Here is a 6808-nt window from a genome sequence, read left to right as displayed (position 1 = left end):
ACTACGCCATGCTGGACGAACCAGCCATGGCCGCATAACTTAAACGAAATGGCCTCCGGCAAACCCGGCGCGGTTCAATTTCAGAATACTCGTAGCTCTGTGATGTGCTTGGCACAAAACATCTCATGATTGACTTGTTGAATATGATTCATCAAAAATACAACTATTAGGTAAGTCAGGTGGCCGCGCCCGTCGAACAGTTGAGAGGTTTTATGGGGCATTTTAAGTTTGTTTATAAAGGCTATTCGCTTGACCTTCCGGCGCAAAAGCCCGTCATCGCCCTGCGAGCCTCGAGCGGATCCTTCCCCGGAAAAATCCTTGACGATTTCGTTAACCTAGATCTGAGGATATTGTCCCCGAAATTTTTCTTTGACCCCAATAACGATCCTGAAGATGATGTTGCTCAGTGGCTCAATCCCTGCCTAGATACCCAGTGGTTAGATATTCCAGTTAAACATTTTCAAAATCGCGACTACCGAAGCCTTGAAACGATACACGTGAATTTTCAGGGTGAAGGTACTCCGAACAGATTAAAGGATGAGGATTGGTGGGAGGCCCCGGGCCTAATCACGACCTATAGCGACGAGTTTTTCCAAAAGGCCGAAATCTCGTTGCGCCACGATGGAGGCGGGACGTTTTCAGCACAAGTTCTGGGTGAAACTCAATTCGGCACCAGCTTTGCTCTCGCTTTCACAGCACCTCTTACAGTAAAGCTCACCGCCTACCGCAACACCCTGACCGCTGAACAGCTTGTGAATTGGTTTGATACGTTTCTCAGGAAGGACGATTTCGTGTTCAGCGAAGAGCGACGTGGAGAGGATATTTATCTGAGTGGGATTGTTCGTTAACCTAAAGGGCGCCTTGGTATGTTGAAAGCGACTTTCAGGATTGGTTTTTGGGCTAACTTAGTTTCAATCGCATTCATTTTTTTCGAACAAGGTGCAGCCTTTAGCCAATTGGTCGGCCCATCCACCGAAGCTTTGGCGACTGCCAATAATCACTCGACTGGCGTGCTCGTTCAAGGCATAGAAGTTGGAGACTTTTCCAAGCTCAACGTCTGGACGAACCTGAAGCCAGTCGAATTTTCTACCAGCCATCACGCCGTTATTGGTAAGTATGTAGCTGATAAACTTGGCATAAAGGTCGGCGACAAGTTTCTTCTGGTCCACCCTACAGGCATATCGACCCCGCTGGGCCATGCACCGCAAATGTTGAGCTTCGATGTCGCTGCGATCATACAGCTAGCGCCCTTCGCGGAGGCGACAATCACGGTCTACATTGCACCGAAACGCTTTGAAGAACTATCGGGCACCCCTGCGGCCAATTCCGGCAGATAACAATGACCGAAATTAGAGGCAGGGTCGCTTAGGTAGCAGTCTAAGTTCGCAAAAAAACTGATTATATCAGATATTCACAGCCCAATCTCCTCCGCCCAAGGCGGGTTCGCCCCGGCGCGTGAAACTGTCACAGCCGCAGCCTTCGCCCCGAGCGCGAGCGCCTTGGCAATCTGCTCTTCCGTCAGTGCTGCAACCTGCGGCTTGGTCAGCAGGCCCTGGAGTTTCAGTGAGGCGAGGATGCCGGCGTCGAAGGTGTCGCCTGCGCCGACGGTATCGACCACCTCGACCCGTTCGCTTGGCACTTCCACGCGCAGGCTGGAGGTGTAGCCGACGGCGCCCTGTGCGCCGCGGGTGACGACGACGAGTTTGGCGCCGTGGTGCAGCCAGTGGCGGGCGAGGGTGTCTTCGTCGCCTTCCAGACCGAACCAGGCCAGATCTTCATCCGAGAATTTGACGATATCCGATTTGGCGGCCATGCGGTTGATACGTTCGAGGTGTTTCTGCTTGTCCTTGATGAAACCGGGGCGGATGTTGGGGTCGAGCGAGATGACGCGTTTTTCATGTTCGCGCATCAGAAGCGCTTCGTAAGTGCTGCCGCAGGGTTCGGGGATGAGGCTGATGGCGCCGAAATGCATGGCTTCGCAATCGGCGCCGATGTTGGGCAGATCGCTCTCTGACAGCATGCGCAGGGCCGTGCCTTCATCATAGAAGGCATAGGTCGCGTGGCCGTCCACCAGTTTCACGAACGCGATGGTCGAGGGGCGGTGCGAGAAGGCGCAGAGGCTGTAATCGACATTGCTGGCCTTCAGCGTGTCCTTGAGGATTTCACCCATCATGTCATCGGCAATGCCGGAGAAGAAGGCGGATGGCACGCCCAGACGCCCCAGCGCGATGGCCGTGTTGAAGACCGCCCCGCCTGCATAGGGCGCAAAACCCGGCTCGCCTTTCGTGGTTTCACGCGGCAGCATATCTATCAGGGCTTCACCACAACACAGGATCATCCGGTCCTCCTCCGTATCAAAAACTAAATCGATTTAAACAACTTCGCCTGAATTGGCCAGACGTCTTCCAATCGAAACTTTGACATAAAAGAAGATCAGGATTGCGGCAATTCGCTGACCCCGCCCTGGGCGGCAGACCATGGCAGCGGATTGTCGAGGAAGGCCTCGACTTCCGACAGGGTCTTGTCATCGAACAGTTTCTCAGTACGGGCAACAGCCAGAACATTGCGCCATGTGCTGAGGTAATGCAGCTTCACGTTCCCATTGGCAAAGCGTGCTTCCGCCTCCGGGAAAATGCCGTAATAGAACAGCGCGATGCCATGATCGACAATGCCGCCAGCGGCCCTGATGGCATCGATAAAGGTAAACATGGAGCCGCCAGCGGTCGTCAGATCCTCGATGACCAGCACGCGCGCACCTTCCGGCATATGGCCTTCGATCTGCGCATTGCGGCCATGCCCCTTGGGCTTTTTGCGGCAATAGATCATCGGCAAGCCCAAGCGTTCCGCGAGAAATGCCGCAAAGGGAATGCCCGCCGTCTCACCACCAGCCACGCAGTCGAACTTCTCGAAGCCAGCATCGGCAACGATCTTGGCGGCAGCAAAATCCATCACAGCGGAGCGGATGCGCGGGTAGGAAATCAGCTTGCGCATGTCGATATAGACTGGGCTCTTCATGCCCGATGCGAATGTGTAGGGGCTCTCGGAATTGAAATGAACCGCCTTGATCTCCCACAGCATCTTCGCGACAAGTTCTGCCACCAAGGCGCGATCCGTGAATGTAAACTGGGACATCAGGCGTTTTCCTTTATCGTCATAAAGCACATAGAAAAACTGCCGGATAAACCGGCAGGGATTGAAAAATTCAGGCAACGTCCCAATGCAGCGGGAACATCGGGTCGAACACCGTGACCGGGCCTGCGCCAGTGTCGATCTTGGCGGGGAAGCTCACCGGCTCATCGCGCTTGACCAGAGTGATCGTGTCTTCGTTGGGTGCGAAGCCATACCACGCCGGGCCATTGAGCGAGGTGAAGGCTTCCAGCCTGTCAAGTGCGTTGTCCTGCTCGAACACGTGCGCAAGGCAGCTCATGGTGTTGATGGAGGTGTAGACGCCCGCGCAACCGCAGGCACATTCCTTCAGCGGGTCCACATGGGGGGCGGAATCGGTACCCAGGAAGAAACGCTCGTCGCCGGAGGTGGCGGCGGCGCGCAGAGCCAGACGATGTTCTTCGCGCTTTGCCACCGGCAGGCAGTAATAATGCGGCTTGATGCCGCCCACCAGAATGGCGTTGCGGTTGATGATGAGGTGGTGCGTGGTGATGGAGCCAGCGAGGTTGGACTTGGATGCCTTGATGTAATCGACACCGTCCTGCGTCGTCACATGCTCCATCGTGATCTTCAACTCAGGCAGACGTTGGCGCAGCGGGTCCAGAACCGTGTCGATGAAGACTTTTTCGCGGTCGAAAACATCGACTTCCGGTGTCGTGACTTCGCCGTGAACGCAGAGGGGCAGGCCAATCTTCGCCATGCGCTCCAACACCGGCATGGCCTTGTCCATGTCCCGCACGCCGCCATGGGAGTTCGTAGTGGCACCGGCGGGGTAGAGCTTGACGGCGGTGATAAGGCCGCTGGTTTTTCCTTCTTCGACATCGTCGGGGCTTGTGTGTTCAGTCAGGTACAGCGTCATGAGCGGCTGGAAGCGATCACCCGCTGGAATGGCCTTCACGATGCGATCCCTATAGGCAATCGCATCTGCCGTCGTCACCACCGGAGGAACGAGGTTCGGCATGATGATGGCGCGGGCAAAATGGCGGCTGGTATCGCCAATCACGCCTTCCAGCATCGCGCCATCGCGCAGATGCAGGTGCCAGTCATCAGGGCGGCGAAGGGTGATCGACTTCATCGTGAAACCTCGGGCTTGCTGGAATTGCGCCCGTTTAACACCATTTTACGCGAGAAGACAGCGCCCTAAGCGACTTTTTCGGCGCAAAAACGGTTGTTAAATCGCACCCGCCTGCGGACCCCAGACATCGGTCATGGCAAAACCGTCCGCCAGTGGATCGTCAGGGTCAAGCCAGACCTGGTGCATGCCGAAGGTAAAGCCGCGCCCTGTGATGGTGGGTATGACTGCGGCTTTACCGGCAGCCTCTGTGACCGCCGAAAGGCCCACTTCGAACTGCGTGCCGATGATGGAGCGCGATGTGTAGGTATCGCCGATTTTTACCTTGCCGCGCGCATGCAGCGTGGCCAGATTGGCAGAATTGCCCGTGCCGCAGGGCGAGCGATCCGCCCGGCCCGGCCACATGGTGGTACAGGTGCGAATGGTGCCATCGGCCTCCGTGTCTCGGAACATCACATAGGCGACGCCCGAGATGGCGGGGATTTCAGGATGGGCCACGGGGATATCGCGATTGACGATATCCTTCAGCACCATGCCCGCCGCCACCAGCTTTGCCGCATTGGCCTTGTCGATGGTGAGCCCGATCTGGCCGACATCAACAAGCGCATAAAAAATGCCACCATAGGCGATGTCCATGTGGATACGACCCCAGTCCGGGGTATCGAGTTCGACGTCCAGCGCATGGACGAAGGAGGGCACCATCGTGAGTTTCACTTTCTCACAGCGGCCATCGCGGCAGGTGGCGGTAGCTTTTACCAGGCCAGCTGCGGTTTCCAGCATGACGATGGTTTCGGGCTCCTTCATTTCCACCATGCCGCTTTCCAGCAGCGCGGTGGTGGCGCAGATAGAATTTGAGCCGGAACTGGCATGCGCCTGATCCGGCTGGAGAATGACGAAAGCGGCGTCCGCATCCGGGTGCCTGGGCGGCAGCAGCAGGTTGACGGAGCCGATGGGCGCGCCGCGAGGCTCCAGCGTCAGAAAGCGGCGAAGTTCCTCGCCTTTTGGATCGGTGTTCAGCCAGTGAAGCTGTTCAGCCACCGTATTGCCCGGAATTTTTGGTACACCACCCGTGGCGACACGCCCGATTTCACCTTCGCAATGAACATCGAGAAGCTGAAGGGTACGTTTGAAGCGCATGGGGACCACTCCGGTGAAAGATTAGGATATGCAGGTCATAACCCATAAAATACTGTTTGTATATTATGGGTTCAGCGACCGCGGCATTCGGAATTTCCACGATTGACAGACAGGTTACAATCGCTGGACCGCCGGGCACCGTTGTTCAACGCCTGCGGATCAACGACGCTCGTCGCCGTGTCACCCACGGAACCAACCGTGTTGCCCACGGAACGGCCAAGACGCTCGACCTGACGACCGTAATTCTCCCGCGTGCGTGGATCGAAAACCGCAATCGGCGCGCTGACGACGACGCTGGCCGCCGTGCCCACGGTTTGTGCGGCACCAATGCCGACGGCACCGATAGCCTCACCCAGACCGACATCGGAATCCGTCACCGTCTGACCGTCGATCAACCGCCCGCCGATAAGACGCACAACCTCCGGGCTTTCGGCAAACTTGCCATGGTTGAGACTATCGCCGGATTTCAGCTTGGTGAGGTCGAGAACAGTGATGCCCGCGCTTTCCAGCTGGCTTCTATAGGGTTCCGCGCTGGGGTCGATCTGGCCGAGGCGGTCGACATTTCCGGAAATGCGTCTGGAGAGGCTGAGCGCTCTGTCATCCTGCGAGACGAACAGCGTGAATTTTGGTTTTTCCTTGCCAAGGCTTGCATATTGGCGCGCAAACACATCGACATCGAGATCCGGTGCGGCCAGAATGACATTGTTGATCTTGGGATAAACGCGCCCGTGCCGTATCGCCATCTGGCGCAGCGCTTCGACCGCAAGCCAGGTGCCCATGGAATGCGCCATGATCGTCACGTCATTGACGGCATTGTCCTTGGCCAGCCGCGTCAGCATTTCTTCCAGCGCGTCGCGGGAATAATTGGTGCTTTCCTTGTCGTAATTATAGTCGAACACGCTGGCGCGCGATGGCCAGGTGAACACCACCGGCAAAACATCGGACCCGGAATCATGGACGATCTGCGCAAAGCGGTATACCGATTCCTCATAGCGGTTGTTGAAGCCATGCACGAAAACCAGCACACGCTTGTTTTTCAGGCTGTTACGCTTGATCCAGCTGCGGCTGTCGGCATCATTGGTCAGTGGCTCGACGGAAACAGTGGTGAAGCTCTTCAACGGATCGGCCGGCAGCTTCTTCGGCCACTGCACCTGACCAACCTTTCGGTTGACCTCAGGCGGAATGGAAACGGATATCGCATCGACCTTCAGCCCCGTACCACGCTCGCCCCCGAACAAGATGGCCTTGTCATCAGATGGCGCACGGGTGGTGGCAACCAGAAGGTTTACGGCAGACGTGCCCTGTACCCTCTGCCCGGTCGGCGTCATCACCCCAATGGGACGCCCGCCGCAACCTGCAAGAAAGGCGATCATCGTCAACATCGCCACAAGCCTGAAGGCCATTGCTTACTCTCCCCGCGCACATCATTGCGCC

Annotated in this window: 7 protein-coding genes; 2 read left to right on the top strand and 5 right to left on the bottom strand. The window is 56.9% G+C overall.

The genetic code is table 11. The features are described 5' to 3' along the window. Positions 1-179 precede the first annotated feature (179 nt). Both ATO67_RS12140 and ATO67_RS12135 read left to right on the top strand, forming a co-directional pair. Positions 180-848, top strand: a complete 669-nt coding sequence (locus ATO67_RS12140; protein ID WP_245303967.1) for a hypothetical protein — start codon at positions 180-182, stop codon at positions 846-848. An 18-nt stretch (positions 849-866) separates the two neighbouring features. Then, positions 867-1337 carry an ABC transporter permease family protein gene (locus tag ATO67_RS12135; protein WP_067649005.1) on the top strand — a complete coding sequence of 157 codons (471 nt, stop codon included), beginning with the start codon at positions 867-869 and terminating at the stop codon, positions 1335-1337. 74 nt (positions 1338-1411) lie between these two features. Here the strand turns inward: ATO67_RS12135 and ATO67_RS12130 are convergent, their stop codons facing one another. The 5 genes from ATO67_RS12130 to ATO67_RS12110 form a co-directional block, all read right to left on the bottom strand. After that, complete coding sequence (locus ATO67_RS12130) at positions 1412-2338, bottom strand: carbohydrate kinase family protein (RefSeq protein WP_067649002.1); 927 nt, start codon at positions 2336-2338, stop codon at positions 1412-1414. Between the two features lie 95 nt (positions 2339-2433). Next, a complete protein-coding gene (locus ATO67_RS12125) occupies positions 2434-3132 on the bottom strand; it encodes an orotate phosphoribosyltransferase (protein ID WP_067648999.1) in 699 nt (232 codons plus the stop codon). 70 nt (positions 3133-3202) lie between these two features. Next, the gene (gene pyrC, locus ATO67_RS12120; protein ID WP_067648997.1) at positions 3203-4240 is read right to left on the bottom strand and encodes a dihydroorotase; all 1038 of its coding nucleotides are present in this window, start codon (positions 4238-4240) and stop codon (positions 3203-3205) included. Between the two features lie 96 nt (positions 4241-4336). Continuing rightward, a complete protein-coding gene (locus tag ATO67_RS12115; RefSeq protein WP_067648995.1) occupies positions 4337-5374 on the bottom strand; it encodes a 4-hydroxyproline epimerase in 1038 nt (345 codons plus the stop codon). A 71-nt stretch (positions 5375-5445) separates the two neighbouring features. Continuing rightward, entirely contained in the window at positions 5446-6777 is a 1332-nt protein-coding gene (locus tag ATO67_RS12110) for an alpha/beta hydrolase (protein ID WP_067648992.1), read from the bottom strand. Between the last annotated feature and the right edge of the window lie 31 nt (positions 6778-6808).

Origin of the sequence: Agrobacterium bohemicum (assembly GCF_001562555.1) — a bacterium.
Taxonomy (GTDB): Bacteria; Pseudomonadota; Alphaproteobacteria; order Rhizobiales; family Rhizobiaceae; genus Agrobacterium; species Agrobacterium bohemicum.
This window is presented reverse-complemented; position numbering and strand designations above follow the sequence as displayed.